Origin of the sequence: methanotrophic endosymbiont of Bathymodiolus puteoserpentis (Logatchev) (assembly GCF_900128525.1) — a bacterium.
Classification (GTDB): domain Bacteria; phylum Pseudomonadota; class Gammaproteobacteria; order Methylococcales; family Methylomonadaceae; genus Methyloprofundus.
Genome location: NZ_FQTQ01000070.1, coordinates 1 through 1,845 on the forward strand (window position 1 = coordinate 1; position 1,845 = coordinate 1,845).

The window sequence follows — 1,845 nt, forward strand, 5'->3', positions numbered from 1 at the left end:
GGGCTGTTCAGCAAAAAGCTATTTGCAATAGCGGAATTCATCTCAAAGGGTAAACCGGGCTTGTCCAACAAACGGTTCAGATTGTGGCTCGCTTCGCGATCACAATCTAACCTTATTCGTTAGGTTTGGTTACAACAAATGCTGGAGTTCACTCCTCACTCCAATCTACTGAGCTCCTTTAGAAGGATGATGTCGCAAATTACCGTTAATAAAAAGAAAAGCGACGAAGGAGTTAGCTTTTTACTGCTCAAGTAAATTTATCTTGTAGGCTACTTACCTGCAAACATAGGGACTAGAATTGCTGCAATGATGCCTATGATGCTTATCACAAGCATTGCATTGCAAACCAAAATTACCCATGTATTTACCCCACCTTTGTACTTTAGAAATTCAAGCAATTTATCTTCATCATCAATTTCATTTTTTGCTTTTGTTATTTTCTTAACTATTTTTTTGTGATAAAGGGAGTTAGAAAATATTGCAAACAGAACAGCTGGTATACCTAAGATTATTGCACTTAAATCTGATGCTCCAGATTTTTCAAGTATATTAGAAATAATTGAAAGCCCCAAAAACAAAAAGAACCAGCCATACATTTTTCGGTATAAAGCCCAAATGCCAGAAAAAAAGAAAGCAGACCAATTCCAGCTTACAAGCATCCCTTCCCCTTTTTGATCAAATTGATAAAATTTAGTTTGATAGTAAATTCGATTCTTTTTCCCAAGAATTGCTTCGTAAAGTTGTTGCATTATCGTCTCCTTTGAAAGCCTAACGCCATGGTCACTTGACGTTGGCAGAGGTTCGGTGAACTATGCAAAAAACACTGAACTTTGATAAAAAGTGACCTTCAAAAAAGAACTGCGCTGCCAACGGTCAAGTGGACCAAATTGTTACATTTCGATATTCGACAACCTTCAATCCATGCGTAGTCACTCAACCCACGACTTTTAAAGCCTTTGACTGTCGCAGGGCTGGCTTAATAATGCCACTGGCTTTTGATGTAGTCCTGCTAACAAGTCATGTCTTGCAAACAGAATGCAAGAACTTATCTAAGCTACATCGCTTATAACATAAAGCCCTTCCAAATAGTAAAATGCCTGATACTTTTAGCCCTGCTACCTCATACTCAACCGTTCCAGCCAATGATAAGGGGTGGTGAAACAGCGAGGAAAGGATACACAACAACTTACCACAAGCGATTACGCCCAAGCCAAGCAAACCAGAAAACCCTCAATGGATTTTGAAATGTAACGCCAACATCACCGGCAAAACAAAGCGTAGTGAGGAACGAACGTAGCTTTATTTTGTCCGAGTGCATGTTTTTGTTAGGCTATATCTTTTAAATTTAAATCTTTTTCTGCGATATTTTCAGTGATTTTTATAATTTCATGAAGCTTCTCTCGTGTTTTAATTCCACTTGATATATGTCTATCAACAAATGAACCAAAATCCTCACCTTCTGCTTGAGAAATATTTTTTTCAAATATATTCTTAATTATTTCATCAAGAGGGTTGTTAATTTTTTGAATATTAGTGTGCAAATATATTAACCTTTTGCTAATTATTTTTTTAATCACTTTTAATTTTATTTTAACCTCTGATCTCATGACATTTCGCTTTTTTAAGGCTTCTTCAGATTCATACTTATTCGAGAATTCTTGACGAACATCATCAACATACGAGTTATAAGAGTTCATGTTTTCTTCACCTTGTTCAAAATCAGTTGTATGTTTCATAACTACATGGGCTTCAAAATATTCTGAATCATACCTAAATCCTGCAAGCCCTTATTTTGACTCTCATTAACCTTACTCTATTCAAATGGTTATTAGGTTTTTACTGCCG

The 1,845-nt window shown here is 36.1% G+C and carries 2 protein-coding genes; both read right to left on the reverse strand.

Annotated features, from left to right (window positions below; translation table 11 throughout):
* Positions 1-269 precede the first annotated feature (269 nt).
* Complete coding sequence (locus tag BQ7314_RS06235) at positions 270-749, reverse strand: DUF2628 domain-containing protein (protein ID WP_174482845.1); 480 nt, start codon at positions 747-749, stop codon at positions 270-272.
* Positions 750-1,325: 576 nt separating this feature from the next.
* Entirely contained in the window at positions 1,326-1,736 is a 411-nt protein-coding gene (locus BQ7314_RS06240; RefSeq protein ID WP_174482846.1) for a hypothetical protein, read from the reverse strand.
* Positions 1,737-1,845 lie beyond the last annotated feature (109 nt).